The following is a 17,709-nucleotide window of genomic DNA, read 5'->3' as shown; positions in this document are numbered from 1 at the left end:
CGAGCGTCAGCGAAGCAATCCACATCTAACGCCATTCAAGATTCGATTTGGATTGCTTCACTTCGTTCGCAAAGACGTGACAGGGTGTGAGGTTCTATTTATACAACAATACCGGATAAACCGTAGAACGTTTAGACTAAGAATTTTTTATTTAATTGTTAACCAATAGTACTTAATACTCACTTAATTTTTTTGGGATATTATCAACCCAAATAATCTGAGATGTAGGCGTTATGTTCCCATTTACTGACATTGAAACTAGCTTATTGGGCAATTTGATCTCTGAATTCAAGAAACGTCGACAGGAAATTCTTTCCAAAAATAGAATGGGTGAACTCAGTCTGGTTGATACCGATTTGAAAAAAGAATTTTCAATGACTCAGATAAGGCTTATAAATCAAACTTTTGATTTTCTTACTGAAGTAGTCCTTCCCAGGTTTGATAAAGGAGAATCGCCCGGCATATTCGCATTACGTAAATTGGGAAAGCAAGCCGAAAAACTATTCAAGGATACCGAATACTTAAGCGCTAACCCTGATTATAATTTGTTGGGTAATATCTACGGTAATCTTGAATCCTTGCTAGGTTCTCAAAAATTCAATGAACACAACATAAGTCACCTGAAAGAAACATTAAAAAAGAATATTAAAACCTCTACGCTGAATTTTCTTACCAACTGGCAAAAAATACCTGATTTCAGTCTTGAAAATTCCTTGAAAGCAATTGATGCGGCTATTGATTCATTTGATTTCTCAGCTTACTTTGTTAAGGGGCAGCTGGATGTCGGTTTATTGAAACAGAATGGAGCTTTTTATTGGCACCTGCACAATGCCTTGGGAATCAAGGGCAGCTATCAAATCAGAATTTATGATCCTGTTGTTTACGAACTGTTTAATGAAATCAGTAGAATGCTTGCAAAATTTCCTCTGGTTATGGATGAACTGGTGTCTTTCCTGAATCCAGAAGCATTTGCATTGTTAATAGTCTCTCATACCCCGCGTTCGGAAGCTGAAAACAAAGAAGAAAATAAAGGCCAGTTTAGCTATACAGCCATGGGGCAGGGAACAATTCATGCCAATGATAAATATTTGAAGTATCTTGCATTAGGCAAAGATGTAATCAATAGCGCACTTGATACCTACAAAACTGCAGAGAATAAAATACTCACTCAGCGAAAGACAATTGGAGACGCTCGCGAACAATTGAGCAAGATTCAACTTGCTATCGACCCGCTCAATGGATATGTAATCCCAAAACTGGAGTCGTCTGTAACTGCAACAGATGCTATAGATATTTATGAAAAGGAACTTGTACTGATTTCCGAACACGAGAAATTACTGATTAATGCCAGGGAGTTACTCAGCCAAACCAGAGAGACGCTTGATGATGACGAGCCTGTTTATTCAGACCTGCATAAGCACATTCAGCAGTTTGGGCAGCACCTCAATGAACTGGAATCCATGTTATTAAAAAACAGGTCTGAGGTTGTAAAATTGCGGGAGAGAACCCTGCTTAAGAAGTTAGCGGATGAGCGTTTAGCTAATGCAAGTGTTGATGATTTAATTGTAATATTTGAAGAAAACAAAAAGACGATAGAGGCTGTTTCTTCTGAGAAAAGTATAACCGAGGGTTCTATATCAAAATTGCGAGATGAAGTTGCTGGTCTTTCAGCTCAGTATTTTCAACTGATGAATAAATTGGGTCAAAAAGTCTACCCCTCAATCGCAGAAAATAGTCATCCTCAGCACACAGCTGTTAAAGTCAACTTGCAGAATGTCTCTGATGCCAATAGAAAGTTTGAGCAGTGGAAAGCGGCTCTGATTAAACAAATAAAAGAACGGGAAGAGATCATAAAATATAAAGAGAGTCTGATCCTTGCCGTTATGACCTGCCTAAATAATAGTGGGAAGGGGGATTTCCCGCTAAGTGCTATAAACAAGCTGAATGCGTTAAATGTGAAAGGGGCAAAGTTATCGGGATTGGATTATTTTTTGTCCGTCATTGGCGACAAAACTTTTGAAGTGAACCGCTTGGGGTTTGTTTCAACAAACTATCAGGTTGATAAAAAAGAACAACTATATGCTCTTATCGGCTCTAAAGAATTGGAATATGCCACAGTCAGAGCGGAACAGCATAAAATCAGCGTTTTGATTGAGGAAGGGGATATAGAAATTCAGACGCTTAATGCGGTTGAGCAATCTCTCAATGCATCTGCCGAAGAAGATCGTAAATTGACATTAGCTCTTAATGGACAACAGAAACAATTAGATGATTTAGATCAAGAGCAACGTCCATTATCCTCTGTGATTGCTTTCTTTAACAGGGCGAAGAGTTTGGTCGAGAAAATGAATGGATTGATAGCTCTCGATGGTTTTAATGAAAATGGCGTTAGCTCATATTTTGAAGAGGTAACATCGTTATTTGAGGAAATAAATCAGTTTAAACAAACAATTTCGCCTCAGTCCCCCTATCATAGAAATCTGCTGTCCATTGAAGCGCTAAAAGAAGCAGCCGATCAGCAAGTGGAGACCTGTTTCAAGACCGAATTAACGGAGCAAAGCAATTTGCTCACGCCTTTACTGAATGAGCTTGGCAAAGTAGATGCAGTCATAACAGACGATATGAGCCTTGATAAACTCAATGAACTGTTGAAACAATTCAATGACTTGAAATCCACATTAAATAGCTGCCATGGCCGCATAAGCTTTATTGCGAAGCATAAACCCAACCTTGCTGAGCAAGCTTTAGCGGACCTGAGAAATTTGACCACGCAGTTCGCTCGCGTGTCGCTGCGGCTTAAAGAAATGGCTGACGCACTACTGGCGAGTATGAATGAACAGCTTACTGCGCAAGCGAAGGAAGATTTAGACCGACTGGATTTTGATGCAAATGATGAAATCATAAAGAATTATAGAAACAAACAAAATATTCTGGATTTGCATAATACTAACTTGACCCAGTTCTCCCCTGATAGTCTTCAAATATTCCAGGCGCAGTTTAAGCAATTTAATCCCGAATTGATTGATGTGCATGAGCAGATTGAAAAATTTCAACAGCACCAGCAAGCAATTGAACCGGTTTTTGTCAACAAGATGGCAGTTGCCGATACAATCCGGGAAAGAGCAATACTTCGAAGCAAGATTTTTTCAGATTTTGATCTGGAGCTGCAGGAATATCTATCCAGGCGAAACCAAAGACATCATACCAAAGATTTTTTCAACAGGGCCGATCAATTCAGCCGAACAGCCTTTATTGAGCGTTTGGCAGCACAATTGGCTCAATTTAAGGATACAGGGGATAGCAAAGCCCTTCTGGATTTAATCAACACCCAGGGTAAAGCTTACAGTGGAGTTCATTTTAAACCTTTGCTGAATCGTTTAACGCTTGCAGTTAAAGAATATCGCAAGCAGGTTCCTGCTAGTTATGAAAAGCCATTTGTGTTCACGCCCAGGATTCTTGCGGACAGAAATGAGCTTTTAGGGAGGATTCGCGCTGTTAATGCTGATGCAGCCGAAAAAATCGATGTTCTTTATTCGTCCATAAACGCTATGGAAGCTTATTCTGAAAAGCTTGCAATAGACGATGCAGACAAAGCTAAAACGGCTAGCACCCTGGCCTGTCAATTGAAACAGCGAGTTGATGAGTTTCTTATGGATAATGAATCAGTACTGACTGAGTCCGGCAAGGTTGATGAGCAGACGTATCGCGCTTTTGAAGATGATTTTCGTCTTCACCTGCATAGTCAGGACGATGCAATGAGCGAACGGCGAAATACATGGCAACCATTGCTGGGAAATATATTTGTCTCCGTGATCTCAGCGGGACTGGCATTAATAGCCAAATTAGCCTACAGCAAGATTAAAGATGGCTATGCATCAGCTTTCTTCACTAACACATCTCGAATGGGATTTGTGGAGAATATTGAGCGGAATGTGAAAAATATGGCCGAAACGGCAAGCTGTGCATAGTGTAGTCTTGCGAGCGAAGTGAACAATCCAAATGAAAGGTATGAACTGGATTGCGTCGCTGACACTCGCAAAGACGTTTTTTTAAAAATCAACCTTCATTAAACAAAACAAAGCAAGTTATGGTACGTAGACGAAAGTCAAAAGCTTCGCCATCACCTCAGACTCCAATGTTTATAATTCTACCATCTGTACAAAAATTGAATTATCAATGACCATGCTATACACTTAAGCTAGCTAATGGAAAAATAACGGAGTCCAACATGAAAGGAATATTATTGTTACCTGCCGCCCTTTGTTTAACCGCTTGTGGTTATATTCCAACCACAAACTATGTAAATACCGTCTACACCCCCTCCAGCTGTTGTAATGCAGTTGTTGTAAAACCCGTACCTGTACGCAATTGCTGCACAAAAGTAATAAAACGGCCTGTTGTAAAAACCAATTGCTGTGCCGCTGCCGTAGAGGTCCGTCGCCCGGTTGTGACTAATACGTGTTGCTCACCTGTACAAACCACCAACTATGAAGAGGTGACTGTGGTCAATGAAGCGCCCGTTGAGGTGACTCCTGCTGTTTATGAAATGTATTGATAGTTTCAGGCTCTGTGAACCTGGAGCATTGAATCCCGGTTGTGAGCAACCGGGAAATTCATTTTCTAATCCCTTTCTCGCTTAAATAACTGATAGCTGTCATAAACGACTTTTTCAATGATATCGGTATCGAATGAATTAGTGAGTATTATGATAATTAACTGCTCTCGTGGAAAATAATAAAACTCTCCCTGGAAGCCTGAGGTGGCCCCATTATGAGTCCAGGCCCATTCATCACCAATCTGCTCCCGATAAATGCCAAGTCCATAGTCGTCTTTTGTAGTCAGCATGTTCTCTAAAGAACCTGAAGACAGTAAATTTTTATCTCTGAGCAGGGCGGCTACAAAATGCTCCAAATCCTTGGCCGTGCTAATCATGCCGCTATCCCCAAGACCAAAACCATCATTAAGATAGGTCACGTCAATGAGTTGTTTCTCTGCCAGTGTATAGCCCCGGGTAATTAAGCGAAGGGTGTCCTCGTCTGTATGCTCCACATAAGTATTTTTCATGTGGAGCGGAGTCAGAATTTGTTCTCTGAATAAATCCGCATAGGAATGGGCGGTTAGCTTCTCAACAATTAACTGCAGTAATAAATAGTTGGTGTTACTGTATTCGTATGAACTGTCGGGACTGAATTTGGGCTTTTCATCATAAATAAGTCTGATAAGCAATTCGGGTTTCCATTGTTGTCCGACCATTTGTTCAATCAGGCGATAGTAACTGTTATATTCAACATAATTCGGTATGCCGCTTCGCATCTGCATTAGATTTTTCACTGTCAACAAACGGCCATTCGGTATACGGTCTATATCAATATTATTAGGAAGAAGTGTGGAAATTTTCGTATCAAGGCTTAGTTTTCCCTCTTCAATCAGCTTTAGCAAGCTGACCGCCAAAAAAGTCTTACTAATGCTGCCAATACGAAAATTATTACTGGTATTCATCATTTGCCCGGTTTGATGATTAGATTGGCCTGCCGCAGCGATTAGCAAGCCTGTTTCAGGGCTGGAAACAAGTAAAACGGCGCCGGGAGTTGTGGAGTTAAGATTTTTATTCAGAATGTGCTGAAGCTGGAATTCGATTGTGCCTCTGGGAAAAGCGACAGAAACCAGTAGAAAAGTGAAGAAGAAAACAAACTGGTGCTTTTTTTGCATGAATTTCCCTGTATAAATGAAAAAATAATTGCAAATTTTTTTTTACTGCTATCATTATAACCATATCACATTTATTTTCAGTGACTTGAGATTTTTCCAGTATTTTATTTTGTGCCTGGATGTCTTGCTTTATTAGAAATACATGTTGGGTCATTATCGACCATGTAGTCATGACTAACTATAACCTTTTAATCAGGGCGGTTTGTCACTATGAAACAACTAGAAAAAATCAATAAGCCTGGCAATTTAAATCTTCGGGAAAAAATTCAATCCTTTCTTCATCTGTCTCATCCAGAAAACCAAAAGATTAACAAGTGGCTTAAGCAACTGGATGCCTTACTGGCCAGTGATGAGGATCAGTTTAATAAAGGGTTTAAGTATTTTTTTAGCACCACAAGAAAGGATAAGGTCAACAATTATAAGTTAGAGATCAAAATTTTCCTGAGGAAAATGGCAGGGAATAATAATGCTGAAACGCTATACAGCCAATTACTGCAGTTAAAGCTAATGCTGCAGCGCGTGGTTCAGGAGCAGGCTGTTCGTTTAGCCAGAACAAAAGCAATACTCAAATTAATTGCAGCCATTGACTATAGAACAGATCAGCTAAAGCAAGAGCGCATAGTCACTCATAACCAACAAGTGTCCCATGAGAATGCTTTACCCCCTGAGAAAAAAAAGCATACAAAAAAAATTATTTCGCAGGCTGTTTTTATAGCTCAGGGGTTAAAAAGTAAACTGTTACCAGGAAAAGCGAATGCGGATAAACTGTCCAGGTATTCAGAGATGGAAGAAACACTTTTTCAAGAAATAAAGTTGGAATGTCAGCGGCTTATTAAGTCCATTCAGGAAAAAAATGTCGGGGGTCAGAAAGATTTATTGATGCAACACTATGTCGATAAGCAGCAGCAACTGATAGATGGCGCAAAATCAATTACTGATATCAGCAAAATTAAAACACGGCTGGATAATGTTCTTCAAAGTTTAAACTCATCTGAATATCAGGAGATTTGTTTAGCTATCCTCGATTTGCGTAAAGGAGCCCGAAGTTGGTTTGCTATTGGAAAAAATGCCAAAGCAGACAGGATAGAGGACGCTATCCGCAAGGTGTCTGTTGAGTGTAGAGGCGACATGTTCATTAATAATCTGGAGGTGAGGAAAGCATTGGCTTCTCACAGGCATTTTGGCAAACGAGGCAAAATCTATCTGAACAAAAATACGCAGGACATTGATTTGAAAAAAGCAGCCCGGACATTTATTGAAATAAATAATCGGCTGGAAAAGAGCAGAGAAACTCATGCAGATATTGATTGCAAGGTTTTCGAGATGGGGCGCTGCTCTTCAGTATGAGCAAGATATCAGAAGCCTATCTTTGTGATAGTCCGGTTAAATTACATGCGGCCACGGGTTGCATTTCAGCTTCAGCTGTCGAAAGCCGCTTTATTCGGGATTGAGAAAAAAAACCATGTTGTCTGATAGTAGAAACGCTTGCAGAGGATAGCTCCTTTCGATTTAGCCAATGAACGACCGCTTTAACATCCGGAGTGCTATTATGCGTTTCGGTAAGCCCTGCTAATTTCAGACAGGCGCCTAAATCCAGAATCAGACCGACAGAGTAATTGCCTGTTAGAAAAGAATACAGATACATCAGTTGTCCCAGGGTTTCTGTATCTGTTTTAATTTGATATAAATTGGGTTTGTCAGCAATACTTTTAGCCGCATTATATAGGGCCCCGGCAGTTATCAGACAGCATCCCGCAATAACTAATACTTTGATCACTTCGCGTGGTTTATTGCTGACATGTGCGTAAACATCTTTTAAGATCTGTCGGGAAAAATTGTTGCTGGACATAAATGCAACGATAGCAGCAGTTAATCCCGGGATAAATGCGATACTTAGTTTAACGATATATTTTAAGTCCTCGACTGTGCAGCGTTCGCTAAGTGCCTGACAGAATAGTTTAAAGCCGTCAAAACCTGCCTGGCTGATTAATAGAAAAAAGGAAATACTAAAAAAACCAGAGACTCCTGTGGGAGTACAGGATTTAAAGCAATCGATAGCTCTTGTGATAATTCCTGGTTTATAAAAATGAGATTCGCCGAGGTCTGAGAGTGCTAATTCCTCCTGAAAGATGCGCTTTATAATGATTTTAACGAGTTGCTCATCAAGCTGTTGATTTGTAAATTCTTCAGTAAGCCAGTTGTTGATTGTGCTAACAGATTCCGGTTTTAAATGACTAAGCTGATAGGCGAGTTCTTTTTGAAAAATCCGATCTTCATCAAACCAGTTTTTAATTGTTTGAATAAAATTGGGAATAAAAACAATACGTAAGGCACAGGTGTTAGCAAAGCTCGATAATGAGGAGAAAAGAGCCGCATTGGATCCTGCCCAGATGGCGCCGAAATAGCCTAAGGCCGCTGCTGGCATTGCTGAGAGGGCAGAGATTAACAAGATAGTTGTTCTATAAAAAAAACCGCTTAAACTGTCAAAATAGCCACCAAGGATTTTTTTTAAATTATCGACCATTTCATGATAATAACGAGTACGTGTTGCAGTTCCAATACCCATAAAAACCAAGGCATTGATGATTAGAAACCATTTATCAGATTTTAATTTTGAATCCCACCATTCTTCGCTGATGGCTTCCGGTCGAGAGGTTAGGCAATAAGGCAGAAAGGGCAGGGTGGTAAGGACTGCTGCTGATCCGTAGGCTATCGAAGACCAGGAAGGGACATAGCTTTTTAGTGTATTGGAAGAGGGCAGATAGCTACTCAGATTTAATGTGCTGACATAGCGTTTAAGACCTCCAAAATAACTGTGAGAACTTGTGGGTGTGTCAAAAGTGGCGTAGCCTGAGGTGTTTTCAATAGTAGCTATTTGCTGAGCATCAGATTCTTGCGGCATAATTTCTCCATATCCTTTGGTAAAACTCCCTGAGCGAGTTGCGAAAGATAGTTTCCTGTAAGTTGTCTCTAAAGTAAATTAAAAGCTTTATGGCTAACAGTAGTTTCGGTGATGGCAGTATTACGCCATTTTGGGTTGTTGATACAACCCCGCTATGTGTTTAAATCATGGTTCTGGATCCATAAGTTGTGCTATTGTTCCTTAACAGGCGAAATGAATTGGAAAGCAGTTATGCTTTTACTTCATCTGTAAAAAAGATAAACGATTAATAAGGATATTGTATGTCAACCGAGAAACAGGAAGTCAGGGCGGTCAATGAGCCAAGCCGCAGTTGGGGATGGCTTTTGGCCTTGGGCATCTTTTTTGTGCTGCTGGGCGCAATTGGTTTAAGTATGGTGGTTGGGCTAACTTTGGCCAGCATGCTTTTTTTAGGCATTTTACTGATCATCGCCGGATGCTCTCAAATTGTTGATGTGTTCAAATCAAAACATTGGCGAGCAGTTATCTGGCATGCCTTTATTGCTGTTCTTTATATCGTTGGCGGAGGTCTGGTGATTTATGATCCTCTTCTTGCCTCCAGCCTGATTACTCTGATGCTGGCCACGGTTCTGATCGTAATCGGTTTAAGCCGGTTTATTATGGCATCCACACTCAAAGGCTCATCTGCTTTTATATTGATTTTAGCTGGAATTATCGCTATTGCTCTGGGTGTAATGATTATTATGCAATGGCCAATCAGCGGCTTATGGGTGATTGGCCTTTTCATTGCGGTAGAGCTTATGGTTGATGGCTGGGCTTATATTTTTCTGGCAATTGCAATGCGGCGAAGCCGCTAAAAAGAAGCCTGATGCGCACACCGGCGCATCAGGTTTAAACCAGCTTATATAACTTCACCGGCATTTCCCGGTGTTTCAAAGTGGCATTGCCGATAAACTCAGCCTGGATGGTGGGTAAATTATTCACTACATCTTCAGAAATCAGGGCGGTAGTGTTGTAGGTTTTATTCAATTGTTCGATATGAGCAGCTGAATTAACCACATCTCCCATGATGGTATATTCGAGCCGCCGTTCGGTACCAATAGTGCCGGTTACAGCATAGCCAAAATGCAGGCCGATTCCCAATTTGAAATTGGGTATGTTGCCTTTGGTACTTTCTTCATCGGTACGCTTAACGATCTCCTGGGCCGCCTGTATGGCATTCGCGATATCGTTACCGCTGGAGATGGGCGCCCCGAATACCGCCATAAAACCATCCCCTAGAAATTTATTAATAATCCCTTTGTTATCATGGATAATTTCAATCATATAATTGAAAAGCTGATTCAGATAGCTAACCACAACAGCGGGTTCGTTCTGTTCCGTAAAATGAGTAAAGTTTCTGATATCGAGAAACATGACGCATACCGGAATGTATTCACTGGCGTTGGCATTTTTTGATAGTAATTTAGCAACTACTTCAGGAGAAACATGCTGTCCAAAAATACTCTCAATTCGTTCGCGCTCTTTCTGAGCCTCAAAAGCGGTACCTAATTGTTTTCTGATTTGAGCGGTTACAAAACCGGTTACAATGCCTGCAATCAACAACAACGCAGCCCGCCCGGCAAAAGAGTACCAGCTTGTCAGAAAGGGATCGATCTCTTGAAAATTGCTCCAAAAGGGCGCGTAGTAATAAAGTCCAATATATTCTATCGCTGCTATCAGTCCTGCAAACCGGCAAATCCATTCATTTAAGGTTAATGAAGAAAGAATGATAAAAATAAAATAAACCAGAACAGGCGGCATCAGAAGAACATAAACAGGGGTTTGAAAGTGAGACAAAATGATAATAGCGATAGACGGGATGCTTACCTCTAAAAAAGAAGTCAAATAGCGGAAAATACCTGGAAATGGCTTTTGATGTTTAATATGTCGACAAATCATTTGTCTCATAAAAAGAAAATAAAGCGCAACCAAAGCCAAACCGCTGGGTAATCCGGCTAGAGGTAATCCGCGCATTATTTTAATATATTCCTGAGGATAAAAAATTACAAAAAAGGTCCACATGAGCGAAAGAGATGCAAAAACGATAGCCAGAATGGTCGTTCTTAACTTATCGCTTTTTAATATTTCCAATTCGAGGAAACTTTTTTCCATGCTGCTCTTAAAGTTAATCTTTCTCTTTAATTCTAGCCCTGGAAATTAAAAAAACACGCCTTAATTGGACTTGGAATAAAAACGTGTTAGTTTTTAAATGTTCAATAGATTAAGGAAGCTCAATGAATATTGTTTCACACTTGAAAAGCCCAGCTGTATTTCTAACATCTCTTGCCCTGGCTTTTCCCCTGTATGCCGGTAATCCTTTGGCAACCCCAGAGCAGAAACTTCTCGATGAGAAAGCCATCGAAATATATCAGAATAATACCTTTCGGCTGTTTCGCATCAAAGCCAAGGCGGTTTATGCTCTGGCTTATGGACTTTTAATCAGCAATGAAGCAAAGCCACTGTTGTCACCGATGGTTGATGAGCTGATATTCAGTTCCATTCAAAAAGCAGTTAACTCTGATCCCTATTTTCCAAAAGTCTATTGGGTGGATAGCGGCCCGCGTCAATGGTTTGGCCTTGATGTGCCTGGCGGAAGATACAGTTATGATAATCCGGATGTTATTTACCGTACAATCCCCATAGATGGTTCCTTACATTATAAAATACATGGACATCGGGAACCCGCTGGCCTTGCGGATGCCAGTTTCTCTCTAATCAGTAATCCTAATTCACAGGGTACAGTGGCATTGCTCACTAATAGTGAATTACAGATTGATGCCGATGGAAATTATGAAATCACGATAGATAGTGAAGCGGCTAATGGTCGAATTAATCATATTCAATCGAATGATGATGCAGAAATGTTGTTTGTGCGCAATAGTCTTGGAGATTGGCAGGCTCAAAAGCCGGATAGTTTATCGGTTGAACTGCTTGATGATATCTCTGGTGAAACGCCAAGATCAGACACCCGAATTTATCTGGAGACGATAAAAAATATCTCGGAATCTATCTTCTTTTACGGGGTAGGGGCTTTGGGTATCAAAACCAAGCTAAATCCGGTTAACACATTTAAACAGCCCGAGCAATCTGATGATTTGGGAACCCTGGTCAGTCAGGCAAGTTCGTTTGGACATTTTGAAATAGAGGATGATGAAGCCTTATTATTAACAGTGGATATGGGAGGTGCTAACTATTTCATTGCGCCTGCGACTGGTCCATGGACCATTACCATCGATCCCGGAAATGTAGTATGCAGTTTAAATAATCAGCAAGCAATGGCTGATACTGATGGACGCTATCGTTTTGTGCTGTCTTTACAGGATCCTGGTGTATACAACTGGATTAGCACTTCCGGTCTGCATGAGGGAACCATGATGCTTCGCTGGCAGAATCTTCCAGCTAACACGGAAGGTCAGGGTCCAGCCATCACTACCGAACGGGTGAAAATTGCGGATTTGCCGTCGATGCTGCCCCCTGAAACTCATTGGGTAAGCCAGGCTGAGCGTCAGGAGCAAATTCTGAACCGGCAATCAGGCTATCAGTCGCGCAGTACTATTTGACGAAGTAACCGGGTATCTTGCTCGCAGCAGTACCCGGCAATATGATTAACGTCCTAAATTGATGGCATTTGTGATTTCGTTTTGTGATTCTTCAAGCGCATCAGTTGTTTTAGAAGCAGTTTCTGGTGCTATTTTTAAAAAGCTTTGCATTCTTGACTTAAGCGAATCTCCATCACGATATCGAGATAGAATGGTTTTGTCTTCTTTTGACATTTGAACTGCCTGAGAATAATTGCTTAAAGAGCCTTTTAGCTTATTTTCCAGCAGGCTTCGTAATTCAAGATACTCTGCTTTATTATCCCTGTTGTTTAAATTGTCCTGTATATCAATTCTTGCGGCCTGAATATTGGAGATTAGCTTGAGAATAACAGCTCTTTTATCATCATACTCTCCATGCTTTTTCTCAATTTTATCTGCAATTTTAACCAGGTTTTTTTCAAGTTGGTCCATTGCTTTGAGGATTAATTTGGTCTTACTCTCAAAAATTTGCATCACTTGTTCAATGTGTTTTTCTGAATGCGCTTCTCGAATGTAACTTGCATTGGAGTCTTTTATAGGATTTAAACTATGTTTTGAAGGATTAAAATCTTCAATATGATTAGTGAAGTTTCCTGTTGTTTTATCAGTTACACGATAATAATTTTTTGTCCTGCTTAAATAGTCACTTGCAGGATACACCTCATTTGCCCAGGGATCACAAATATAGGCTTGATCACCCCAGGTTTCAGGCTGGCTCGCTATACTATCTTTCTTGCGGCCTATAACCAGAAATACATGATCGCCGCCTTTGATGTGATATACCTCCGCATTAGTTTGTGGCGGAGTGTAATTGACGACGTAATCAAGCGCCATTAATGCGAGTTCATGGCAATTGCCTAGGGACAATTTTTTACAAAGCTCAATGGTTTGATAGAAATGCTGAATCTCCTTATCCAGTTCAAGCGTATAATCAGGAAAAGCTCTACAAGCTTTACGTAATAAAGCGATGTATTTTTGCAGCTCGTGTTTTTGCAGAATAGTGTATTCATTATTTACCAGTTGTGTAGAGCCCATCTTGATAAAATGTCTTGCATAAGCGCAGGCATTCTTAGCTATCGCTTCAGAAGTTGTGGGAACTATCTGGGACATATTCGGACAATCAGGTTAAGGACTTTATACTAGTATAGGCTTTATTGATTAAATCAATATTAATGCGAAGTGACTTAAGTTGATTCAATATGTTAAGAATGTGTTAGTTTTATTTGCTTTCTCGCAAACTTACTTCCCGCTATTACTCCTACGTCCACGGCTTTATGTCTGAGGAATCCCCTCATTATTTATATAGTGAGCGGATGACTTAAAAGTTGCTCAAACATGTCTGTTATCGTGTCGTTCCCGCGCAGGCGGGAATCTATTTCTCAAGATAATTCCTAACTTTGTTTGCAAGATGGATTTCCGCCTACGCGGAAACGACACTATTTAAAGTCCTTTTGACCTGATAAGGCACGTATTTGAGGGGGGCTCTCAGGCTTTATGCGGGAGATCCAGGAGTAAGAGATTACCTGGATTCCCCCCATAAAGCGGGGGCGTGGAAGTTGCTTATAAAAAGGATTAAATCGAGGGGGTAAAGGATTCAGAAGCTACCTCTTTTTTTTGAGTACATCCTGATGTCAACTCTACTTTTAATTTTGAAAAAGTATCAATGAAACACTTTATCAAAAGCCCGAGGGAGTTAAGTGTTTCTCTCGCATCAATTTCACCCGACAGATTGTTGAGTAACAGTGTACTGACCGGACCAGGTAGTGCTCCAATTTCGGGTTCACTATTTAGTTTGGGTAATATGTGGTTAAATCCCTGAGTCAGATCGGCATTTAATTTAATATTTGTATTATTTACAATCCATTCCAGTGTTTTCAATGTGTGGATATATATAGGTGCTTTTGTATCACTTAATCCCTCATAGATATGAGGAAGCAACTCTTCAATCTTTTCTCGACTAAGCAGGGGTAAAATCACGCTAAAATAATTGACTGCCTGAAAGCGGTGATAGTGGAGTTTGCTTTGCGATTTTATAATAATCTCGGTAATAACTCGCTCCCGCTGGCTATCAGTCAGAAGCGGTAGTAATCGTTTTAGGCAAATGGGTGATTTTAAATCAGTATAACTCCGCTGCTCTCGTGAGTTTTCCATAATTGTTTGTAATAGCTTATGCGCGTCCTCCGCAGTTATTCGTTTTGCAAGCGCCGAAAATAAGTCATCCAGTTCCTGCGCTGAATAACTATCTATTATATTAGAGGGGAATAGGGCTGTATGTTCGAGAATTATCCATTGCCAAACACTCTTATGCAGGATAAATATATCTTCAGAGTTTTCTGTGTTATCTGCAGACCATATTGTCTGTAAATTTTGAGCCATTTTCAGGGGAAGCAGTTTAAGTGTCCTCTTGTCCAGTTTGTCTTTGGCGGCAACGAGCCAGCGAACAGCACTTGGGGCTGATTCCAGCTGTCGTTCATCATCAAGAATTGCAATTATTTCTTCGGTTAATTGTGAAACTTCCTGCTCGTCAAAAACAGGAAAAAAAGCGGTCAGGCAATCTAAAATCAGGGGTTTATTCATTCGGGTAAAATAGGTCTCGGATTGCCACAGATTCTTCAAACAATTTTTAAATTCAAGCTCCTGACCTGTAGACCGTATGCGTTCAGCACATACCTTAACAAAACCAAGAAGTGGTGCCAGCTGAGAATTGTCAGGCACAAGTCGGTTGCAAAAATTATGCGAGACAAGAACAAAATCCAGCTCATTTAGTCTGGGCGAAAGTGCTATAAACTCGCGAATGGATACGCGGTTTAATGGGTTGGCAGAGATAATCCTCGGGTAGAGTTTTCCAGCCATTAAATGAACTGACTCCTCAGACATTACTGGAATCAGGTTAATGAGGCAATCAATCGTCTCTATTAACTCAAATTTATCATCATCCAGTGTAGTCAGAAGGCGAAGAATGAGCTTGTTACAGGATTTCCTCTCAAGGCCTGAGATATGGTTTAATAGGAAGGTTCTAGCTGACACCCGGCATAGCATCCCCTTGTCGAGCAGTACATGACTTACGGCAGAAATCAGGCGCGAAAGAAATCGATGGGGTATATTCGCCAGACTATTCAATTCCTCCATTGTTTTGATACGAACATTTATGTCTGTGTTTTTTAAATTGGCTAATATGAAAAGAAATAACTCGTCCTGTTCTGTATCATTGAGATCGGCTGACCAGCTTAGCATGCATTGTATTAATTGAGGCGGGCAGGTGTTTCTGGATTGCCTCATTTTCTCCAGAAGCCATGAAAGGATGGTCTGCCGGACGGAAGCTGATAGCAAGCCTGAAAGACTGCTGAGACTTCGATAAATAGCCGCAGGTAACATTCTCGAGCCCAATAGGGTGTTGCATAACCTCATCTGTTGTTTGGAGGTCATTTTTAAGGCAAATGATCGCAGACATCCGATTGCGTATTCCCGTTTTTTTTCAGATTGCAAAGAGAGCGCTTTTATGAGCAGGGGAATAAATGCATTAAGAGATTTTTCGTCTAGCCTGGGGGCTAAAGCACTCAGATGAAACAACGCGGTTTCATAATCATAGTCAGTGATGTCTTGCAGCGACTGCTGAAATAATTGGCTGAGTTCTGAGATCTGACCAGGGTTTAAGCAGGAAAAAAGAATGTGGAGATGGTGAAGCTTTTTAGGTTGAAATGCTCCCGCAAACAGGCACTTTTTAAGCTGGGCAAATAAATTATCATCAATTTCAAGTGCCATATCATGATAAGCGGCAAGCACAATCATTCCTAGAAAACGATAGCGGAAACTGACATAAGCAGAGCAGATATGGCGTTTCAGATAGGCTATAAGATTATTTTTCATCCACTTCCTCAAAGATTCAGGGGGCTGGAAGGCCCATTGTTCGAGAAGCTTTTCCTGTATGCGAAGGGAGGGGGAGTCTTGTCGTGAAAATAACACCAGTTCTGCAGCCAGCCGGCTATTGCGGCTAACCGAACAATATCTTGCCAATTCTTTGAATGACATATTCCACATATAGATTCTGGCCAGAGCATAGGATGGCTGTTCAAAAAGATTCATGGTGATTAAGTGTTGAAATTTTAATTGATTGGATAATATCATATTTGGGTAATAAATAATCCTTCTGTTGAATTAGAACCTGGTGTAAAGCTCGTTTAACAAGGGGCAAATCCACTCAAAGTTTCTGGCCTTAGACTTGGCTATTGTGTAATATCCAAAAAAAAGAAAATTCCTGGAGTGACAATTGTTTGATTTACGGAAGAAAATTGCTCAAATGCTCATTATGGGCTTTTCAGGCACTGAGATAAATGAACACCACCCTGTTCATTCATGGCTCCTCAAAGACGGTTTAGGCGGTGTGTTATTGTTTGATTATGATCTCATCCAGAAAAAAGCAGGAAAAAATCTGCTTCATTTTGAGCAAATCAAAAAATTGACTCAACAGCTCAAAACCTGTTCCAGCCAGTCATTCGCTGGGCAACAGGGGATGGATTTAATTATTGCTGTCGATTATGAAGGTGGGGCTGTTGATCGCTTCAAATCAATTCCCGGTTCAACTCACACTGTCAGCCCGGAACAACTGGTTCAGTTGGATAATGAAGAGCGCAAAAGCATCATAACTAAAATGGCGAAAATGCTCCATCATCTCGGATTTAATTTAAATTTTGCGCCGGTCGTTGATCTGAATATCAATCCTCTGGAGGGAATAATAGGTCCTTTGGGACGCTGTTTTTCTGCCAATGCAGACAAAGTGGATTGCTTTGCCCAGGAATTTACAGAGATCTTTTCAGAATACGGAATTCACTGCTGCTATAAGCACTTTCCTGGACACGGCAGTGCCGCTGCTGATACGCATAAAGGATTTGTCGATGTATCCAATAGTTTTTTACCCGAAGAGCTAAAACCTTATCAGCTATTGAAGCAATCCCGCGTGATGCCGGCTATGATTATGACCGCGCATGTTATCAATCGGCAATTGGATCCCTCCGGTTTACCTGCGACGCTTTCAAAGCCAATTCTCAGCAATTTATTACGTGAACAGTTAGGTTATGAAGGGATCATCATCAGTGATGATTTGCAGATGCATGCGATTAGTCAGCATTTTAGTATGGATGAAGCATTGGCTTTAACTATAAATGCAGGTGCCGATATGATTATTGTAGCCAACCAGCTGGGCACTGTTTCAGCGCCTGAAGTGATGGATCGCATTGAGCGTTTGGTATCCGAGGGTACAATTGCTGCCGCCCGTATCGAGCAGGCCTTTCAACGAATTGCTGATTTGAAACAGAGGCAGATTTGCCCTGCCTAGGGCGTGTTTTCCTAATCAGAGACAAGAGGCTTTGTTTTTCGAGCTGGTCGTGTTAAAATGTGCTCTCAATGTGCAAAAAATACGCAATGGTGGATATGAACGATTTTCAGATAATCAGGAATTTTAAGGTTTCTTACAGCAAGACTATCTATTGTTGTCGCTGTTGT

At 40.7% G+C, this 17,709-nt stretch carries 11 protein-coding genes; 6 read left to right on the top strand and 5 right to left on the bottom strand.

Translation table 11 applies throughout. The annotated features are described in order from the left end of the window. The first annotated feature begins 233 nt into the window (after nt 1–233). Nucleotides 234–3,968 (top strand): hypothetical protein, encoded by a 3,735-nt coding sequence (locus tag E1O89_RS04130; protein ID WP_133139076.1) that lies wholly within the window; start codon nt 234–236, stop codon nt 3,966–3,968. Nucleotides 3,969–4,228: 260 nt separating this feature from the next. Beyond that, the gene (locus tag E1O89_RS04125; RefSeq protein WP_133139075.1) at nt 4,229–4,555 is read left to right on the top strand and encodes a hypothetical protein; all 327 of its coding nucleotides are present in this window, start codon (nt 4,229–4,231) and stop codon (nt 4,553–4,555) included. Nucleotides 4,556–4,620: 65 nt separating this feature from the next. Here the strand turns inward: E1O89_RS04125 and E1O89_RS04120 are convergent, their stop codons facing one another. Next, nucleotides 4,621–5,709, bottom strand: a complete 1,089-nt coding sequence (locus tag E1O89_RS04120; protein WP_133139074.1) for a serine hydrolase domain-containing protein — start codon at nt 5,707–5,709, stop codon at nt 4,621–4,623. 210 nt (nt 5,710–5,919) lie between these two features. Here E1O89_RS04120 and E1O89_RS04115 point away from each other — a divergent pair, with 210 nt between their 5' ends. Further along, entirely contained in the window at nt 5,920–7,056 is a 1,137-nt protein-coding gene (locus E1O89_RS04115) for a hypothetical protein (protein ID WP_133139073.1), read from the top strand. 16 nt (nt 7,057–7,072) lie between these two features. Here E1O89_RS04115 and E1O89_RS04110 read toward each other — a convergent pair whose 3' ends face one another. Further along, entirely contained in the window at nt 7,073–8,611 is a 1,539-nt protein-coding gene (locus E1O89_RS04110) for a hypothetical protein (protein ID WP_133139072.1), read from the bottom strand. A 281-nt stretch (nt 8,612–8,892) separates the two neighbouring features. On the opposite strand from E1O89_RS04110, the gene E1O89_RS04105 reads away from it, so the two are divergent. After that, a complete protein-coding gene (locus tag E1O89_RS04105) occupies nt 8,893–9,447 on the top strand; it encodes an HdeD family acid-resistance protein (RefSeq protein ID WP_133139071.1) in 555 nt (184 codons plus the stop codon). Between the two features lie 34 nt (nt 9,448–9,481). On the opposite strand, the gene E1O89_RS04100 is transcribed toward E1O89_RS04105, so the two are convergent. Beyond that, a complete protein-coding gene (locus E1O89_RS04100) occupies nt 9,482–10,744 on the bottom strand; it encodes an adenylate/guanylate cyclase domain-containing protein (protein ID WP_133139070.1) in 1,263 nt (420 codons plus the stop codon). A gap of 122 nt (nt 10,745–10,866) precedes the next feature. Between E1O89_RS04100 and E1O89_RS04095 the strand changes: the two genes are divergently transcribed. Next, the gene (locus E1O89_RS04095; protein WP_133139069.1) at nt 10,867–12,192 is read left to right on the top strand and encodes a hypothetical protein; all 1,326 of its coding nucleotides are present in this window, start codon (nt 10,867–10,869) and stop codon (nt 12,190–12,192) included. A gap of 45 nt (nt 12,193–12,237) precedes the next feature. Here E1O89_RS04095 and E1O89_RS04090 read toward each other — a convergent pair whose 3' ends face one another. Further along, nucleotides 12,238–13,320 (bottom strand): hypothetical protein, encoded by a 1,083-nt coding sequence (locus tag E1O89_RS04090; protein WP_133139068.1) that lies wholly within the window; start codon nt 13,318–13,320, stop codon nt 12,238–12,240. Between the two features lie 462 nt (nt 13,321–13,782). After that, nucleotides 13,783–16,293 carry a hypothetical protein gene (locus E1O89_RS04085; protein WP_133139067.1) on the bottom strand — a complete coding sequence of 837 codons (2,511 nt, stop codon included), beginning with the start codon at nt 16,291–16,293 and terminating at the stop codon, nt 13,783–13,785. Nucleotides 16,294–16,477: 184 nt separating this feature from the next. Here E1O89_RS04085 and E1O89_RS04080 point away from each other — a divergent pair, with 184 nt between their 5' ends. Beyond that, complete coding sequence (locus E1O89_RS04080; protein WP_133139066.1) at nt 16,478–17,542, top strand: glycoside hydrolase family 3 N-terminal domain-containing protein; 1,065 nt, start codon at nt 16,478–16,480, stop codon at nt 17,540–17,542. The last annotated feature ends 167 nt before the right edge of the window (nt 17,543–17,709 follow it).

This window comes from Legionella genomosp. 1, from assembly GCF_900640215.1.
Taxonomy (GTDB): Bacteria; Pseudomonadota; Gammaproteobacteria; order Legionellales; family Legionellaceae; genus Legionella_C; species Legionella_C quinlivanii_A.
The sequence above is the reverse complement of the archived record's forward strand: the minus strand, read 5'-3'. Positions and strand labels throughout refer to the sequence as shown.